12 protein-coding genes, 1 tRNA gene and 1 riboswitch are annotated in these 17,931 nt (G+C 53.3%); of the genes, 5 read left to right on the top strand and 8 right to left on the bottom strand.

The genetic code is table 11. The features are described from left to right. Positions 1-5: 5 nt before the first annotated feature. The 4 genes from Q4E40_RS11955 to Q4E40_RS11940 all read right to left on the bottom strand — a co-directional run bounded on the left by Q4E40_RS11955 (position 6) and on the right by Q4E40_RS11940 (position 7,801). Positions 6-3,662 carry an Ig-like domain-containing protein gene (locus Q4E40_RS11955; protein ID WP_303412411.1) on the bottom strand — a complete coding sequence of 1,219 codons (3,657 nt, stop codon included), beginning with the start codon at positions 3,660-3,662 and terminating at the stop codon, positions 6-8. A gap of 596 nt (positions 3,663-4,258) precedes the next feature. Continuing rightward, the gene (locus Q4E40_RS11950; protein ID WP_303412410.1) at positions 4,259-5,662 is read right to left on the bottom strand and encodes a hypothetical protein; all 1,404 of its coding nucleotides are present in this window, start codon (positions 5,660-5,662) and stop codon (positions 4,259-4,261) included. 183 nt (positions 5,663-5,845) lie between these two features. Continuing rightward, positions 5,846-5,918, bottom strand: a tRNA-Met gene (locus Q4E40_RS11945). A gap of 83 nt (positions 5,919-6,001) precedes the next feature. Beyond that, positions 6,002-7,801 carry a BamA/TamA family outer membrane protein gene (locus Q4E40_RS11940; RefSeq protein WP_303412409.1) on the bottom strand — a complete coding sequence of 600 codons (1,800 nt, stop codon included), beginning with the start codon at positions 7,799-7,801 and terminating at the stop codon, positions 6,002-6,004. Between the two features lie 211 nt (positions 7,802-8,012). Between Q4E40_RS11940 and hemW the strand changes: the two genes are divergently transcribed. From hemW to Q4E40_RS11920, 4 genes are all read left to right on the top strand, one after another. After that, positions 8,013-9,140 (top strand): radical SAM family heme chaperone HemW, encoded by a 1,128-nt coding sequence (gene hemW / locus Q4E40_RS11935; RefSeq protein WP_303412408.1) that lies wholly within the window; start codon positions 8,013-8,015, stop codon positions 9,138-9,140. 80 nt (positions 9,141-9,220) lie between these two features. Beyond that, the gene (locus Q4E40_RS11930) at positions 9,221-9,640 is read left to right on the top strand and encodes a hypothetical protein (protein WP_303412407.1); all 420 of its coding nucleotides are present in this window, start codon (positions 9,221-9,223) and stop codon (positions 9,638-9,640) included. A gap of 3 nt (positions 9,641-9,643) precedes the next feature. Further along, complete coding sequence (locus Q4E40_RS11925) at positions 9,644-10,414, top strand: cyclase family protein (RefSeq protein ID WP_303412406.1); 771 nt, start codon at positions 9,644-9,646, stop codon at positions 10,412-10,414. Positions 10,415-10,444: 30 nt separating this feature from the next. Beyond that, positions 10,445-10,624, top strand: a complete 180-nt coding sequence (locus tag Q4E40_RS11920) for a hypothetical protein (protein WP_303412405.1) — start codon at positions 10,445-10,447, stop codon at positions 10,622-10,624. Positions 10,625-10,683: 59 nt separating this feature from the next. On the opposite strand, the gene metF is transcribed toward Q4E40_RS11920, so the two are convergent. After that, the gene (gene metF / locus Q4E40_RS11915; RefSeq protein ID WP_303412403.1) at positions 10,684-11,640 is read right to left on the bottom strand and encodes a methylenetetrahydrofolate reductase [NAD(P)H]; all 957 of its coding nucleotides are present in this window, start codon (positions 11,638-11,640) and stop codon (positions 10,684-10,686) included. A gap of 332 nt (positions 11,641-11,972) precedes the next feature. Then, on the bottom strand, positions 11,973-15,689 hold the full coding sequence (gene metH / locus Q4E40_RS11910) for a methionine synthase (protein WP_303412402.1): 3,717 nt from the start codon (positions 15,687-15,689) through the stop codon (positions 11,973-11,975). A gap of 70 nt (positions 15,690-15,759) precedes the next feature. Then, positions 15,760-15,869: riboswitch (SAM riboswitch) on the bottom strand. A 513-nt stretch (positions 15,870-16,382) separates the two neighbouring features. Between metH and Q4E40_RS11905 the strand changes: the two genes are divergently transcribed. Further along, positions 16,383-17,015: a hypothetical protein gene (locus tag Q4E40_RS11905; RefSeq protein ID WP_303412401.1), complete on the top strand. Its 633-nt coding sequence runs from the start codon at positions 16,383-16,385 to the stop codon at positions 17,013-17,015. Between the two features lie 73 nt (positions 17,016-17,088). Here Q4E40_RS11905 and rpmA read toward each other — a convergent pair whose 3' ends face one another. Together rpmA and rplU are read right to left on the bottom strand one after the other, a co-directional pair. Next, positions 17,089-17,358 (bottom strand): 50S ribosomal protein L27, encoded by a 270-nt coding sequence (gene rpmA / locus Q4E40_RS11900; RefSeq protein ID WP_303412400.1) that lies wholly within the window; start codon positions 17,356-17,358, stop codon positions 17,089-17,091. A gap of 68 nt (positions 17,359-17,426) precedes the next feature. After that, positions 17,427-17,735 (bottom strand): 50S ribosomal protein L21, encoded by a 309-nt coding sequence (gene rplU / locus Q4E40_RS11895; protein WP_303412629.1) that lies wholly within the window; start codon positions 17,733-17,735, stop codon positions 17,427-17,429. Between the last annotated feature and the right edge of the window lie 196 nt (positions 17,736-17,931).

Raw genomic sequence — 17,931 nt, 5'->3', positions numbered from 1 at the left:
AGTCATTATCTAATAATGGTCACATGCCCTGAAATCGGTTTTTCGGAGCTGTTGAGATAAATGATGTAGTAATAGGTGGCCACTGGCAGCGACTCACCATTGTAGGTGCCGTCCCAAGGATTCGCATAGCCGGTTGAACTGAAGATCTGGTTCCCCCAGCGGTTGAAGATCTCGATGCGGGCATCCGGGTAGTTCTGGATGTTGCCGATCTCCCAGACATCGTTCACCCGGTCTCCGTTTGGCGAGAAGGCGTTCGGCGCCGTGATGGCAGGTATAACCGTCACGGTCACTTCATCGGTCGCCGTACAGCCCTCTTCAGTGGTAATAGTGACTGTATAAGTGGTGGTCACGTCGGGCCTGGCCACCGGATTGGCTACATTGGCATTGCTCAGGCTCTCTGCCGGCTCCCACGCATAGGTCACTCCGCCGGTGGCGCGCAACTCTGCCGGACGGCCTTGAATGATCTCCACATCCGGACCGGCATCTGCTACCGGAGTTACGATGGTTACGCTTACAGTTGTGCGGGTTGCGTTGGCGCAATTGTTATTGTTCCTGGCCTGCACATAGAACGTGGTATTGCGGTCGGGCGCTGGTGTAACGAAGGTAGTACCTACAAACAGGGGTGATCCGCCAGTAGGAGCATCATACCACTCAATGGTATTGCCGTTGGCATTGGCGACGGTTAATGTGGCAGGTTCACCCACACAGGCGCGGGCATTTTGCACGGTCAGGATAGGCGCATTCGGCAGTGGCAACATCGAGATCAGCACTGCCTCTGAGGGATTCTCACAACCGGCCGAAATGGCCACCCGGCGGAACCAGGTATCGCGGGTGAGCACAGGAGGAGCATATCCCGCACCCGTATTCTGACCAGGCGCCGGATTGAAGCCCGCACTCGGCCCGCTGATGCTACTCTCCCAACGATACGTAAATCCACCGCTGCCACCAGAAGGCGTGGTGCCCGTTAAAGGAGCCGGCTGTGTGCCTGAGCAGATCTGCTGTGCTGCTGAAACAGCGTTGCCTGTTATAGCAGGCCGTATGCGTATCTCGACCACATTGCTTTCGTTAGGTGTGCACTGGCCGGATCGCACCACGCGCTGGAAGAAGGTGTTTTGCGTAATAGCGCCTGGGGTATAGCTTTGCTGGTTGTTAGTACCCGGCGCTGGCACGAAACTACCGGCCGTACCTGTACTGCTTGTAAGCCATTCGTAGGTATAGTTACCGCTGCCGCCAGATGGGGCAGAACCCGTGATAGCCCCAGGCGCAGCACCTGAGCATTCGTCCTGGGTGGGCGCTGTGATGGTGTTGTTGGCCAGGGCCGGAAAAACAGAAATCTTGATTGCCTCTGACACTACTGTACAGCCTCCTGACGTAACCGATCTTCTGTACCATGTATCCTGAGATAGGGCGGACGCGAAGGTATAGTTCTCACCGGCACTGTTGCCTGCAGCCGTCACAAATCCAGTATTAGGACCCGTTGTACTCTCTTCCCAAAGGTAGGTATAAGGTTCTCCGCTACCCCCTGTAGGCTTTGAGCCAACTAGTTGGGCTGGCACTTCGCCGCCGCATATCTCCTGGTTGGAGCTGATGGTATTATTCTCGACACGCGGCACCGTTTGTATCTGTATGACATTACTGATGCTTGGCTCACAATCTCCCTGCCGAACGACACGCCGGAACCAGGTCGTGGCGCTGATCGCCTCCGGGCTGTAGTCCTGGTTGTTGTTTACTCCGGAAGCTGCCGTAAAGCCATCATCTGCGCTGGTCGTGCTGATTTCCCAGGTATAGGTATAGTTCGTGTTACTGCCTCCTGTTGGCTCGCTTCCCTCCAGTGTTGCAGGACGATCGCCTACACAGATACCCTGGTCTCCGGTGATGGTATTATCGGCTATACCTGGCACCACATTCACCACAACCGTGGCACGCGGACTTACGCATTGATTTGAATTGACACCTTCCACGTAAAAGTTGGTGGTGGAGCTAAGTGGCGGCGTCGTAAATTGCGCGCCCTCAAATATTGGGGTACCTCCGCTAGGCTCTGTATACCAGCGATAAATGAGGCCAGCTACCGGCCCGGAGGCACGCAAGGTAGTAGTACCACCGATACAAGCTGGCGCAGGCGTAGGCACAGTAGGCGCTGTAGTTAGCGGGGGCAAAACAATAACCTCCTGTTCTGTGGGCCCCTGGAAATCAGATCTGCCGCATTCGTTCACGCCAAGCACCCGCACCCGCCAGGTGCCTATCTGGTTAAAATTTACCGTCTGGTCTTCCCCCGTCCTATTCGACACAGAACCGTCTGGAGCCGTAATTGTCCAGCTCACAGTGAACTCGTTGCCAAAATTCCGATCAAAAAAGGAGTTAGTACTGTTGAAGGAGAACTCATCTGGTCCGCAGAACGGGCCTACAGGCGGTAGCTGCACCTGCGGGTAACCTACTACTACGCTTTCAGTTGCCTCATCTGTACCGCAGGCATTTTCAACCGTCAGTTTTATCTGATATACGCCATTGTCAAAAAACAACACCTTCAGGTCTTTTTGCTCCAGTCCGCCTTCTACTATCTCATAAGGCTTCACGCCTGGCGGGGACGTTATTTCCCATTTGTAGGTCAGGCCACCTCCTGTAGACTCCTTGGCCTCCTGGTCCTCGGTCTCCTCAGTCTCCGTCATGGTGACATAAACCGGTCGACACCCTATACCTGGTTCTATTTCGGCAGGCTTTTCAGGGTCGTTTTTCGCAGGGTTAAAGCCAGCTTTGGGCTTCTGTAAAAACTCGAATACTTCTTCGTAGATCGTGGAGCAACCGTTGCTGTTGACCGCTCTGATCCGGATAGGGTAAGCGCCCAGCTCTTCGTACACGGGACCTTCAACAGGAAAAGTAGTGACACGCTGCTCTTCCTCGTCTTCACCAAGCCCCCAGGTAATGAAGTATTCTCTAATGTTACCAAGCTGCGGGGATTGCGGATTCGATACCACCGCGCGCACTTCGGCTTCGGCAGGGTCATCTTCTTCCGGAAGGCACTGGTCAAAGGCCTCCCCATCTTTGTCTTTCCCCTCTATGGTATAAGAGACCTCTGCCTGCTGTTGTACCGATACAGGAACTCGGGCAGTAGGAGAAGAGCAGCCGCCTGACTTGCTGATGGCTATGACTGTCACGTCAAAGGCTGCACCGCCTGTTCCAAAACTCTCATAGCTATGTTTTACGGTCGCAGTGCCTCTGGCTATTACATTGCCGTCGCCGAAGTCCCAGTCAAACGTATAGTCTGCATCCGAAAGGTTGGTCACGTTGAAGGTGAACTCCTGCCCAGAGCAGATGGGACGGTTAGGGTCAACAACAATGGTAGGAACGGGAGGGGCTGCAGATACAATAACCGGATTGGTGCGTAGCGGTGTTGTGTTATCGCAGGCGCCGGGCGCAGGTGTAGCGATGGCGTAGTAGGAGCCGGGCTCGCTTACGGAAAGGGTGTTGGCATTCGGGGCCCCGGCAATCAACACGTCATCTTTGTACCACTGCCAGGTTGTTACTGTAAACGTTGCGTTTGCTGTAATCACCGCTGGCTGACTACCCAGGCATACATTTACATTATTGTCTATTGTCGCAGTCGGAGAAGGGCAGTCGGCCACACTTCCAGACGCTTGCTGGACTATGGCGAGGAGTAAGAGCAAGAACCAGGTAAAAGTCTTATACGAAGTGAACCGCATCAGGAAAGCTTTAAGGGTGAAATTGGACTGCGCCTAAACTATAACGATATAATCTTTCATTATGATTTATCAGAGCATGACTTTAAAGCAAATAGTGCTTAAATATAAGTAAAACAATTAAATAACAGTATATATACCCTAATTAGTGGTCGATATATTCACTCCCGGAATTGGCTTACAAATGAAGTGCATTAATGTTTAGGCTTTGCGTCGATAGTTCATCATAGTAGAAGACCTTTGTTTACGACAAGAGGTATAGTTCTGTTCAAATATATACGCAGTAATATTTAAGCTGACGGAGCAATGCATTTGAGAGAGGGTGGGAGTAAGCAGGTAGGTATGCGTCAGGTCCAAAATGCAAGAACCATGACCCGCTGTTGACATAAACCGGACAAATAAAGAGACCTCCTCCACCTTGGACAATAAGCCCCGGATGGAAGCAACAGCTTGCGCGATCTCTCAAACACGCCCGCTTGCTTTAGGTAGCTGGCGCGTTAGTGCGGGATTAAATGTGCAAGAAAAGTAGCATTCCGTTTTCTTCTGAAAGAAGACTATTGCGTCTATCGCTGTAGCAGCACTTTCTTTTTCAGGTATTGGTCGGGTGTGTGGAGCAGGAGCATATAAATGCCATCAGGTAATCGCCCTAAATCCAGCGCCACTGGTTTGTTCAACTGCAGTATTTCTTTTCGGTATACCTCGCGCCCCTGAAGATCTGTCATCAGCAGCAGTGCCTTTGGCAGCGCTTCCTTAGAAGACAAGATCAGCTGTCTTTCGCCTGGCCGCAGTGCTATGTTAACTCCGTCAGGAATAACTTCTTCCGGCTGCACATCTTCCTCCTCTTTTTGCTGCACCACTTCCAACGCATCAGATAAAACAGAAGAGCATCCCTCGGAATTTTGTACCCGCACAGTGTAAGTCCCCGCTTTTACTATGGTGATGATCTGCGTCTGCTGCTCCAGCAACACCCCGTTGAGCCACCATTCGTACGCTGCTCCTGCCATAGACGCCTTTAACTCCTTATCGCCTAGTTGCTCGATCGCCGGCTTTGCCGGGACAGGCAGCACTTTCACCATGATGGCATCGCTGATGTGCTGGCAATCTGCAGATACCACCTTGCGCCTAAACCAGGTGGTTTCAGTTAAGGCACCCGGCGGGTAGTTCTGCTGATTGTTGGCGCCAGCTGCAGGTATAAACCCCTCGGCGGCACCTTTTGTACTGCTTTCCCATAAATAGGTATAGATACTCTCGCCGCCGGAAGGAACGCTGCCCGCCAAGGTTTGCGGTTGCTGTCCAGCACATACCGCTTGGTTGCTTTGCACCTGGTTATTACTCACAGGCGGGTAGGCTCTGACAGCTAAACTGGATGAAGTGCTCTGCCCGCATGAGTTGGCGGCAATTACCTGTATTATTCCTCCTCCGGCAGCTGCCACCACCTCCACTTCGGTTGTTCCCTGACCTGATACAATCGCCCACCCGGCCGGAATGTTCCATGTGTACGATCTGGCTCCTTGAGCTGCCTCAACTTTGTACTTGACACGGCTTCCCGCACACAGGCTTGCAGGCCCAGCTATAGCGCTGGGCTGTATAAGAGGTTTTTCCAGTTGAGCTTCCAGCTCGCGGGCTCCGCTTTCACCATCGTTATTTGCAGCTCTTACGCTAATGATGCCACCATTACTACCCGCCGTAACAGTTAGTTGCCTGGTCCCTTGCCCGGCAGTAATTACCCAGCTATTCGGCACGAACCAGGTATAGGAAATAGCACCCGCGACGGCCTCCACACTGTAGATGAGATCCTGACCTGAACAAACCTTTGCAGATCCAGCGATAGCCCCCGGAGTGGCAGGAGGAGCCCATGCTATACCTGTTGGATTCGCTATAGCGGCATGGCTCCGGCTAGGCGACAACAGCGTGAGGAGGATAAGCAGGAGGGCAGCGAGAAGAAAACGGAATGGCGCTGGTGTCATGTGGCAAAGGAATCATATATTATATTTCGAATATAGTAACTTTACTACATATGATGATGCTCCTTTGCTGGATACTTCGAGCTAATGTTCACCAACAACCAGATAGAAACGATCAAGCCAACTCTACTGAGGGAATAAAAACAAAGAAGCCTGACTCATTTCTGAATCAGGCTTCTTTTTAGGTAGCGGGAACAGGACTCGAACCTGTGACCTTTGGGTTATGAGCCCAACGAGCTACCAACTGCTCCATCCCGCACTGTTATTGTGTTACAAAAGTAGTATAAACATACTTACTACGCAAGCTTTGGTTACTAAAAACCTTAAAAAAATTGTGAGCGGCTAGAATTTACTCGTGATCCCGAAATGTATCTTCGAGGTTCTCAGCGACATAGGCTGCTGCTCTGATTTCCCGACAGAGTACACCAATTGAAAAATTCCCGCGCCGGTGCTGAAGCTGATGCCTCCGCCGACCCCGAGTGGCAGCCCTTCGGTCTTCGACTGCTCCAGGTCGCTGCGGTAATAGCCCTGGTCGTAGAAGAGCAGCACATAGGAGTCTTCGGCCGTGAACAGGCGGTACTCCAGCGTGCCGATGCCGTAGGTGGAGGCAAAGAAAAAGTATTCGTCGAAGCCCCGCAGGGAGGACAGTCCGCCAATGCGGTACATGTCATTGAGTAAGATCTGGTCGTTGAGCAGTGCCTCGCCTCGGATTCGGGCCAGCAAGGCGCTGTTTTTCCCCACTCTGAAGAAGTTCTCCAGACGCACGCCCAGACTGAGCTGGGTGGTATTCACCTCCAGGGTGTCGTAAAACTCCTTCTCCAACTTAGGGTTGCGCAACAGCTTCTTGCGACCTGCTGCCAGCTGCAGCTCTACCAGGCGACCCTTACGCGGGAAATAGAAGTCATCCAGGTTGTTCCATAGGTAGTTCAGTCCGTAGGTGTTGGTGCGGGCATCAGCCAGATCGAGGGCCCGTAGGCTTTGCGGACTGGCCGTAGAAAGGATGCGGGAGTTACGCCACTCCGTGAACACACTGAAACGCCCGTACCGGATGGTGTTGTAGGCCAGCTGCACCCGTGGTTGTATGGTAATGAAACTGGAATCCTGTTTGAGCAGTCCGAATCGCGTGCCCAGCTCAAAAGGAGTCCCGAAAAGGTTGGGATGCAGGTACTCCCCGTTCAGGATCACGGAGCCTTTATTTACCCGACGCCACTGCAAGCCCAACTGCTTGCCGCTGCCTTTGATGTTACGGATGTTCATGTTGGCCTCACCTGTAATGAGCAGCTTGTTGCCGGAGCGACTCGGGTCAGGCAGAAAGCCCACTACGCCATCGATCTGGCTCGTCTGCCGGTCTTCGAGGAAGTAAATCACTTTTGCCTTATCTCGCAGGAACTGCACCTGTGGCGGACGCACCACCTTCAGGTATGGCAGCGTGGTGAGCATGCGCTGCGAAGCTTCTACCTGGTCCTGGTTGTAAGGCTGGCCAGGGTATAGCTGCAGGTAGCGCATCAGGAATTTGGGTTGTGTTTTGCTTCCTCCCATTACTTGCAGTGTATCGTAGGTGACCACAAAGGCTTTTTCCACCATCAAAGCAGCCGATATTTTGTTGTCTTTTATCTGAATGGAATCGAGCCAGACGGAGGCGAAGGGATAGCCGTTGCGCTCGGCGTAGTCGAGGATGCGCTGCTGCAGCCGGGCGTACTCGGCTGGCTTAAAGGGCACGTTGCGGTAAAACTTCTCCCGGAAACCCGACTCCACCAATATACCTTCGCTCAGGTTGCCGTTTCGCAGTTCGGCCCAGTCGAAGCGCATGCCGATGTGCAGTTTCACGTGGAGCGTATCATTGCGCTTGTAAGAGCTGTCGGCCGACGCGAGCAGGTAGGCATCTTGGTGCAGACGATGCACCAGTGCCGTTACCTCCTTGCGCGCCTCCACGGTATCGGTCAACTGCGTGCGGTAATTGTACTGCCGGAGCACCTGCCGGTCAGGCCCCGCTGTGTATACCCGGAGCGCGGCCGTTGCCTGGTTAGCCAGCTTAGGCGCCGGTGGCTGTAGCTGCTGCGGTGGCACAGGTGGCTTGTCCTGCGCCTGCACCAGGGGCAGCCACAGGAATAAGCACCAGACTAAGACCGCGATTTTGTACATTTGTACTCTGAATGGTTGAATTGTTTAATGGCTAAATTGTTTCTCTATTAACATAAGGCCCGTGCTTGATGAGGCCTGTGCTTGCAAACCAGTCTGCAAAGGTAGAATTGCCCGAACGGATTCTCGCATCATACCTTCACATATTGCACGAGCTCAACAACAATTTAACCATCAGCAATTTAACAATTAAAGAAATTTAACAATTAATAACTTGTCCGGCATCTACCTCCATATTCCCTTCTGCAAACAGGCCTGCCACTACTGCGACTTCCACTTCAGTACTTCCATGGGGCATAAGGAAGCCACCATACAGGCCATTGCCCGGGAGCTGGAACTGCGTCGCGACTACCTGCAGGGACAGGAGGTACGCACCATCTATTTCGGTGGCGGCACCCCCTCACTGCTCTCGCAGGCGGAGCTATACCTTCTCCTGCAAACCATCAAAGGTTTATTTATAGTTTCGGTGGAAGCAGAAATAACACTGGAAGCCAATCCCGATGACCTGTCGCCGGAGAAACTGCAGGAGCTGAAAGCGGCAGGTATAAACCGCCTGAGCATTGGGCTGCAGTCCTTCCATGAGCCACACCTGCGCCTGATGAACCGTGCCCACAACGCGACGGAGAGCCTGCAGTGCGTACGTGACGCGCAGGCGGCCGGCTTCGACAACATCACCGTAGACCTGATCTATGGCATACCCGCGCCGGACCACAGCATCTGGCTGAAGGACCTGGAAACACTCTTCTCCTTGAACGTGCAGCATGTTTCCTGCTACGCCCTGACCATCGAACCCGACACTGCCCTGGGGCGCTGGAGCAAAAAAGGCACCTTTAAGCCTTCGGAGGACGAGTTCACGGCGCAGCAGTTCGAGATCCTGCTGGAGCAGATGAAGGCGCATGGCTATGTGCAGTACGAGGTCTCAAACTTCAGCAAGCCCGGCCATGAGTCGAAGCACAACAGCAACTACTGGCGTGGAGTGCATTACCTGGGCGTGGGCCCGAGTGCGCACTCCTTCAACGGCCACAGCCGCCAGTATAATGTCGCCAACAACCGGAAGTATACCGCCGCCCTGGCTGAAGGCGCTATACCTGCCGAGGTAGAAGAGCTTACCCCAGCCGACCAGGCCAATGACTACCTGCTCACCACGCTCCGCACCATATGGGGTTGCGACCTGAACCTGATGCGCGACAGGTATAGCCACGACGTGCAAACACAACACCAGCTATACCTGCAACAGCTTACTGAAAAAGGATTGGCCCTAGTTGAGTCGGATGTGCTATACCTGACCGATAAGGGCAAGCTGCTTGCCGACCAAATCACCCTGGATCTCATGGCAGACTAGCCACATACACAGGATACTATATATCAAATTTATTCGTAGATTTGAAGTAGGCCGGAACAAAGCCCCGTGCCCTACCTACTATGCAGCTATTGGAAACACTTTACCAGAACGACATCAGCCGGATTGCCACAGACCGTGAGCACGGTATACTGACAAATACCTGGTTACGCCCCGTGGAGCATGACGAGATGCTTGAGATTGCTGAAAAGTTAGGCCAGTTTCTAGAGGATTCCGGGCATGATAAACTGCTCCTGAATGCGCTGGTCATTGGCAAGCTGCTGCCCCATACCAAGGAGTGGCTGTCTACTACCTACTACAAGTCACTTTCGGACCTGGGCGTGAAAAAACTGGCCCGTGTGCTGCCCGAAAATGTTTTCAATAGGCTCTCGTTTGAAGCTGCTATAACCAGAGCAGAAGCAATGGGCGCGTTGGCCTTCGAAGTAAGAAACTTTACGAATGATGCTGATGCCCTGCGCTGGCTGCGGGGTTACAGCAGTTAAGCTATGCAAGCCTCCATCACATACCGCGACCAGCCCTATACCTTCGACCCGACCCAGCCGCTGGACATTTCGATGCCGCTGCACAACTGGCAACCGCAGCCTGAGTGCTTCTGGGCCGAGCCGGTGGCTTTTGATGTGATCCGGGTAGGCGATTTTGTGGGAAGCGTGGCAGAAGGAGGCAGCACCAATTACAAGCGTGTGCACCTGACGCCGCACGGCAACGGCACCCACACCGAGTGCTATGGGCATATCTCCGCCGACGAGCACGCCACCATCCACAACTGCCTGAAGCGCTTCCTGTTCGTAGCGCAGCTGATCACGGTTACTCCCCAAAAGCAAGAGAACGGCGATGAAGTGGTGCTATTGGAGGATGTGAAAGCCAGGCTGCAAGGTATAAAGTGCGAAGCGCTCGTCATCCGCACGCTGCCAAATACAGACAAGAAACTCACCCGCCACTATTCCGGCACGAACCCACCCTACCTGGAGCACACGATTGGCCAATACCTGGCCGAAAAAGGGATCCAGCACCTGCTGCTCGACCTGCCCTCTGTGGACCGTGAACTGGACGAAGGCAAATTGCTTTGTCATCATGCTTTCTGGCAGTACCCCAAAAACACCCGCTGCGGCGCCACCATCACCGAGCTGATCTTTGTGCCGGACCAGGTGGACGATGGGCTATACCTGCTCAACATCCAGATTGCCAGTCTGCAGCTCGATGCCAGTCCCAGCAAGCCGGTGCTCTACAAGCTGTCGCCTGTTTTTCCGACCTTATAGGGTATCGTTATACCTGACCCAGACCTCGCAGTGTGCGCAGCTCCTGCGAGTGTCTCACCCAATAGCCGCGGCTATACCTATACCTATACCTATACCTATACCTATACCTATACCTATACCTGTCTGGCCAAAGCCGATCTGTTAGACGCTCGTGGCCCTAAGCCACCGCGAGGTCATGCCACAGGTATAGCTATACCTGTCAGAAAATAAAAAAAGCTGAAGCCAATGGCCCCAGCCTTAAGGTTAGGTTTAGTTTAGTTGTGGTTTCTTTAAAACAGCGCCTCCGCCACTTTCCGCACCGACTCCGACTTGCCCATCGAGTAGTAATGCAGGCAGGGCACGCCAAATTCCATCAGCTCTTTGGACTGCTGTATCGCCCACTCCACGCCTACCTGTGCGGCTGCCTTGTTATCCGGGCAGGACTCGATGGCATCAGCCAGTGCACACGGAATTTCGACATGAAACAGACTCGGTAACAGGGTGAGCTGCGTCTTGGTGGTCATCGGCTTCAGGCCCGGAATGATCGGCACGTTGATGCCCTCGGCCCGGCAGCGATTCACAAAATCGAAGTACCGCTGGTTTTCGAAGAACATTTGCGTGACGATGTACTCGGCGCCGAGCTCCACCTTCTTTTTAAGCCAGCGCAAATCGGAGGTGATGTTAGGCGCCTCGAAATGCTTTTCCGGGTAGCCCGCCACGCCAATGCAAAAATCAGTGCCATTGTGGTATGCCTGCTCATCATCCAGGTAACAGCCTTGGTTCATGTTCACGACCTGCCCGATCAGCTCCGTTGCATAGGTATGGCCGTCCGGCTCCGGCACGAAGCGCTGCTCGCTCTTCACGCAATCACCCCGCAGTACCAGCACATTGTCTATACCTAAGAAGTGCAGGTCGATCAGGGCGTTTTCCGTCTCCTCTTTACTGAAGCCACCGCAGATCAGGTGCGGCACTGTGTCTACTTTGTAGTGGTTTTGGATGGCCGCACAAATGCCCACCGTACCCGGCCGTTTGCGTGTGCTGCGCTTTTCCAACAGGCCGTTCTCCCGCTGCTTGTAGATATACTCTTCGCGGTGGTAGGTCACGTCGATAAAAGGCGGCTTGAACTCCATCAGCGGGTCGATGTGGCTGAACAGGGTTTTCATGTTCTCGCCCTTGAGCGGTGGCAAGATCTCAAAGGTGAACAGCGTCTTGCCATTGGCGTTCCGGAAATGCTCGGTTACTTTCAAGGTATAGGTGAATTGTTAAATTGCTGTATTGTTAACTGGTTGGTTTGCTCTACCGGGCCCAACTGCCCCTGACCTCAACTAAGGAGGCCGCTTTAGTTAACGCCCTCGCTCGTCTCTGGCGAGTGTGAGTTATTTGGCGGACTATGGCCGCTAGTGTCTGTGCTCGGCCCTGCTAACTTTTCTACCACTGCGGAAGCATTGACCAATACTTTGTAGCTTCTGCTTAACCTCCCTTCCCACAAGATCCTTACAGGATGACAAAAGGCAGGAGCAGGTTTAAGCTGCAGTATCAGGTATAAGCTCCCTCTCCTGTTTTGGGGTAAGGGCCCTCTTTAAGAGGAGAGGGTTGAAGCAAGGTGTGGCTTTGGCTCATAGTTCAGGTTTGGCGAGAGCCAGCGTTCCAGCTCCTCCTTGGCCATACCCTTGCGCCGGGCAACGTCAGCTACCTGGTCTTCACCGATCTTGCCGAGGCCAAAGTAGCGGGAATCCGGGTGCGAGAAGTACAGGCCGCTCACCGAAGATGCCGGATGCATGGCCAGGTTCTCCGTCAGGATCACTCCGGTTTCTTCTGCCTTCAGCAAATTGAAGAGCGTGATCTTTTCGGTATGGTCGGGGCAGCCGGGGTAGCCGGGAGCGGGGCGTATACCTTTGTATTGCTCTTTGATCAAGCCCTCGTTGTCCAGTTGCTCGTCCGCTGCGTAGCCCCACAGCTCCTTGCGCACTTTCAGGTGCATGAGTTCGGCGAAGGCTTCAGCCAGGCGGTCAGCAAGCGCTTTGACCATAATGCTGCGGTAGTCGTCGTGCTCCGCTTCGTACTGCTCCAGCAGTTTCTCGATGCCAAACCCAGAGGATACCACAAAGCCGCCGATGTAGTCGGCTATACCTGTTTCTTTGGGCGCCAGGAAGTCGGAGAAGGCGAGGTTGGGCACGTTCGCCCCTTTCTTGCCCTGCTGCCGCAAGGTATGGAACTCGGTCAGCAGGTTTTCACGTGAATCATCGGCGTATACCTCGATCGTGTCGTCGGCTTCCACGTTGGCAGGATAAAAGCCAACTACGGCGCGGGCTTCGAGCAACTGCTCGTCCACAATTTCCTGCAGCATTTGCTGGGCATCATTGAACAGCTTGGTGGCCTCTATACCTAACTCCGGGTCGTTCAGGATCTTCGGGTACTGGCGCTTGAGCTCCCAGGTATGGAAGAAAGGCGTCCAGTCGATGTAAGGCACGATCTCGGAAAGTGGGTAGTTCGTGTATACCTTGTTGCCGATAAAGCCCGGCTTGGTCACCTCCGTGGCAGACCAGTCTACTTTATACTTGTTGGAGCGGGCCTCCTGGATGCTGGCGAAAGCACGGTCTTTGGTGCGGTTCAAATGATCTGCTCGCAGCTTTTCATACTCTGCCCTCACCTCAGCGATATAGCTGTCGCGCTCGCTGCTGAGCAGGCTGCTCACCACGGTCACACTACGCGAGGCATCGTGTACGTGTATCACCGGGCCGCTGTACTGCGGCGCGATCTTCACAGCTGTGTGTACCCGGGAAGTAGTGGCCCCGCCGATCAGGAGCGGAATCTTCATGCCGCGGCGCTCCATCTCCTGCGCCACGTACACCATCTCATCCAATGATGGGGTAATCAGGCCGCTCAGGCCGATGATGTCTACCTGGTGCGCTTCGGCTTCTGCCAGGATCTTGTCCAACTGCACCATCACGCCCAAATCGATCACCTCATAGTTGTTACAGGCCAGCACTACACCCACAATGTTCTTACCGATGTCGTGCACATCGCCTTTCACGGTCGCCATCAGGATCGTACCCGCGGTTGATTTCGAGGTGTCGGATGCCAGCTTCTCCTTTTCCATGAACGGCAGCAGATAAGCCACGGACTTCTTCATTACGCGGGCACTCTTCACGACCTGCGGCAGAAACATTTTGCCGGCACCAAACAGATCGCCTACCACCGACATACCTGCCATTAACGGTCCTTCGATCACGTCCAGGGTCTTGGTTGCCTGCTGCCGTGCCTCTTCGGTGTCTTCGTCGATAAAGTCTACGATGCCTTTCACCAACGCATGCTTCAGACGCTCCTCCACCGGGGCCTCCCGCCAGGAATTATCAGCGGCTGTGGCTGTTTTGCCCTTGCCTTTGATGGTTTCCGCGTAGGTCACCAGTTTTTCGGTAGCGTCCGGATGGCGGTTGAAGATCACATCCTCGATCAGGTCGCGCAGTTCCGTCGGAATTTCGCTGTACACGCCCAGCATGCCGGCGTTCACGATGCCCATGTCCATACCTGCCTGCACGGCGTGGTACAGGAACACGGTGTGCATGGCCTCCCGCACGATGTCGTTGCCCCGGAAGGAGAAGGAAAGGTTGCTCACGCCACCGCTCACCTGCGCATGCGGCAGGCTGGCCTTGATCCACTTTACCGCCTCGATGTAGTCCACAGCATAGTTGTTGTGCTCCTCTATACCGGTGGCGATGGCCAGGATGTTCGGGTCGAAAATGATGTCCTGCGGCGGGAAGCCCACTTCGTCGACCAGAATGCGGTAAGAGCGTTCACAGATCTCTTTTCTACGCTCCAGCGTATCGGCCTGACCTGTTTCATCAAATGCCATCACCACCACAGCGGCACCATACTGGCGCATTTTGCGGGCAAGTTTTTTAAATGCTTCTTCTCCTTCTTTTAAGCTGATAGAGTTAACGATCGATTTACCCTGCACACATTTCAGCCCCGATTCAATCACACTCCACTTAGAGGAGTCGATCATGATGGGCAGCTTGGCGATGTCGGGTTCGGAGGCGATCAGGTGAAGGAAGTCAGCCATGGCCTGCTCGGAGTCGAGCATACCTTCGTCCATGTTCACGTCGATGATCTGGGCGCCGCCTTCTACCTGCTGCCGGGCAACGGAGAGAGCTTCTTCAAATTTGCCGTCCACGATCAGGCGGGAGAATTTCTTGGAGCCGGTCACGTTGGTGCGTTCGCCGATGTTTACGAAAAGGGTATCGGAGGTGATGGTGAGGGGCTCGAGGCCGCTGTAGCGGGGGAGCGGGGCTACGGGCGTGGGAACGTGCGGTTTATACCTGCGCACCAGGTCTGCAATTACTTTAACGTGTACGGGCGTCGTGCCACAACAACCACCCAGTACGTTTACCAGCCCTTCTTTCAGGTATTCTTCTACGATGGCCCCCATCTGCTCGGCTGTCTCATCGTAGCCGCCAAAAGCGTTTGGCAGACCGGCATTCGGGTAGGCGCTGATGTAACAGTTAGAAATGCGCGAGAGCTCCTGAATGTGCGTCTTGAGCTGACGCGCGCCCAGCGCACAGTTAAAGCCCACGCTTAGAATAGGCACATGCGAGATCGAGTTCCAGAAAGCCTCCACCGTCTGGCCCGACAAGGTACGGCCGCTGGCATCGGTGATGGTACCGGACACCATGATCGGCAGCTCTTTGCCGCCATCATTTACAAACTGCTGAATGGCAAAAAGAGCCGCCTTACAGTTGAGCGTATCAAAAACCGTTTCCACCAACAGCAAATCGGCACCGCCGTCCACCAGACCACGCACCTGCTCATAGTAGGATTCCACCAGCTGGTCGAAGGTGATGGCGCGGAAGCCGGGGTTGTTCACATCCGGGGAGAGGGAGGCCGTGCGGTTGGTCGGGCCGATGGCGCCTGCTACGAAGCGCTTATGGGCCGGATCTTTTGCTTCCGCTTCATTTGCAGCTTCGCGGGCTATCTTGGCCGACTCATAATTCATCTCGTACACCACATGCTCCAGGCCGTAATCCGCCATCGCGATGCTGGTGCCGCTGAAGGTATTGGTCTCGATGATATCGGCGCCGGCCTCCAGGTACTCGGTATGAATGGCTTGGATGATATCCGGGCGCGTGATGGAGAGCAGGTCGTTGTTGCCTTTCAGGTCGGATGGGTGATCCTTGAAACGCTCGCCGCGAAAATCGGCTTCGGAGAGCTTGTAACGCTGGATCATGGTGCCCATGGCGCCGTCGAGCACGAGCACGCGCTCCTGCAGTAAGGTATGAATCGGATGTGATGTGGTCATGTTGGTATTCCCCTCCTGGTTAAGTCTGTGTAAGCGCTTATCAAGAAGGACACCCTAAGGCAGGTATACTCTCTTATCTTTTCCCGGCCAAGGTATGGCTGAGAAGGGAATTAGCACCAAGCTGGTACAAGGTTGCTAAGACGTCATCGGGCCCTGTCCCTCGGTCTTTCTTGATAAGAAGCTGTAAAGATACATACTTATCCGCAAAAGGCGAATTTTTGTTGCCAAAGAATAGGAAGATAGTGGCAAGGAGGGCGGAAACGGGGCGAAGGACTGCGGAAAAAAGGTATAAAAACAGAAAGGGATACCATAAGTATCCCTTTCCTAAAAGAGTTTAATTGTTTTCACTCTATAACTCTTTCTATTTAGGTATACGAGGGGCGTTGCGGGCTTGTTGTCTTTTTCTGAATAAAACTTTGGCATAGTGTGGTTTCCCCCTCAAAGGCAGCGGCGCTTCATTTTTAAACCTGCTCTAAATGTTCCATCATTCTGTTAAGAAACCTGGTCATAGAGGGGTTAAGCTGAGGCTACTTACTACCAAGCTCCTTTCAGGATGACAAAAAAAGTAGAGTGAGAAGTCCCTGCTAAGGTATAGCTCATCGTCTATAGAATTAGCCGGTTGGTATAATTTCCTGTGATAGATTTATAAAAGACTATACCTTAATACCTTAGAACATCATGGCGGGCAGAAACATGAACTACAAAACATTCACGCTCAACGGCGTCAGCGTTTTTCTGGGTCTTATCTTCTTTACGGCAGGTATGGCGAAGATTTTCTATGAGCATCGGTTCCCGGGCCTGATCGGTCCGGTGTGGCTGGAGGAGAAACTGGCGGAGTTCGGCCTGGGGCTCTTCGCCCGCTTCATCGCCTACTCCCAGATTGTGGTGGGGTTTATGCTGCTGACCCTCCGCTACCGCACGCTGGGGGGCATTGCTCTGCTCCCCATGCTGCTGAACATCCTGCTGGTTACCATATCGCAGAACTGGAAAGGCACTCCCTATGTGCTCGCCTTGTTCCTGCTGCTTAACCTGGTACTGCTGGCGGCGGAAGCTCCCAAACTCCTACACCTGCTCGGGTTCAGGGCGAATTACTCCCCCTCAGTGCATGCGCCCATACGCTATGGTTTGCTTTGGCTGACCGGCCTTAGCCTGGTGCTGGGCAGCATACCGCTTTCCTTCCTGAGCCTGACCGCGGCTTATGTACTTTGCGCTGCAGGTATAGCTGTCGGGCTCTATACCTACTGGAGGGGTGGCCGGGCAGGGAAGCAGGAGGAAGCACCCCTGTCTATCCCTGAGGCCATGACCGCCCCGAGGCAAAAAGCCTAGAAAACAGAAAAGGGATGCGATGGCATCCCTTTTCTGTTTTGCCACCCAAGGGTGGCGGTATAGGCTGTAAAGCTTACGCTTCTGCTTCTACCTTAGGTACTACAGAAACGTATGAACGGTTCTTAACACCTTTTTTGAATTGAACTACACCGTCAACCATAGCGAACAGTGTGTGGTCTTTGCCCATACCCACGTTGTTACCTGGGTGGTGTGCAGTGCCTCTTTGTCTTACAATGATGTTACCAGCGATGATATCCTGGCCACCGTAAATCTTAACGCCAAGTCGTTTAGAATGCGACTCACGACCGTTGTTAGAACTACCAGCTCCTTTTTTGTGTGCCATTTTGTTTAACTATTTACTCAGGGTGATGAAACACCTGAAGAATTCAACGTTTAATTTCTTCTTACTGCTTATCCAATGCTCTCGATCAGGACTTTCGTGAAGTGCTGGCGGTGACCATTCTTCTTACGATAGCCTTTTCTTCTCTTCTTTTTGAAAACGATTACTTTGTCGCCTTTCACGTTGCCAAGGATTTTACCAACCACTTTAACACCGCTAACGAAAGGAGCACCTAAAGTAATAGTGCCATTATCATCAGTAAGAAGAACATTGGCGAACTCAACGGCGTCACCATCATTGCCGGAAAGCTTGTTAGCGTAGATGAACCTTCCGGCCTCTACTTTGGTCTGTTGACCTGCGATTTCTACAATTGCGTACATCAGCTTCAATGTATGATTTAAAAAATTTTAAGTCTGCAAAATTAGCGGTCTTATATTTAATATGCAAATCATTGCTCCTTAATTCTTTCTGTTTTTCCAGACCTTATGCACAACTATGTGGATAACGCTGTTGAAATCTCCACTCCATATTTTTGCACCCTTTAAAAACAAGCATAACACGCTAGTCCGCAACACT

It is taken from the genome of Pontibacter coccineus, from assembly GCF_030546575.1.
Taxonomy (GTDB): Bacteria; Bacteroidota; Bacteroidia; order Cytophagales; family Hymenobacteraceae; genus Pontibacter; species Pontibacter coccineus.
This window is presented reverse-complemented; position numbering and strand designations above follow the sequence as displayed.